General features: G+C 39.9%; 1 protein-coding gene. It reads right to left on the reverse strand.

All coding sequences use genetic code 11. The features are described 5' to 3' along the window. A partial coding sequence (gene hpf, locus AAEZ03_RS25860) for a ribosome hibernation-promoting factor, HPF/YfiA family (protein ID WP_350582571.1) occupies window positions 1-356 on the reverse strand: 356 nt, incomplete at its 3' end. Window positions 357-476: the final 120 nt, after the last annotated feature.

The following is a 476-nucleotide window of genomic DNA, read 5'->3' on the forward strand; positions in this document are numbered from 1 at the left end:
GTAGTAAGGTCTTCATAGCGTCCATCACGCCCTGCACCCTGAGTTTTTTTACGCTCTTGACGGGTTTTGTATTTACGCACTTGTCTATCAAGCTTGTCTGCCATCTCATTAATGGCTTTATACATATCATCCTCAAGTGCTTGGACAAACATTTCTTGACCTGAGACTCGCATAATCGCTTCGGCTTTATGGCTTTTTTTACCACCATCACTTGCGCCGCTATTGTCTAGCGATAAGATCACTTTAATACTTTGTATCTGATCGAAGTGACGCTCTACTTTTTCAAGTTTTTCGCGAACTGCTTTGTCCATCGCATCGGTAACACTGATATGGTGACCACTGATAGAAACATTCATATTATTGTCCTTTTATTTATGACTTACAATCAACAGATGAGATAGCATTCCTGCCTTTATCATCTTGCCTTACCAACGACCGCTACAAAATTTTCGGTAAAAACTGACGTATTATTGTAT

The organism is Pseudomonas sp. HY2-MNA-CIBAN-0224 (assembly GCF_040310285.1).
Taxonomy (GTDB): Bacteria; Pseudomonadota; Gammaproteobacteria; order Pseudomonadales; family Pseudomonadaceae; genus Aquipseudomonas; species Aquipseudomonas helleri.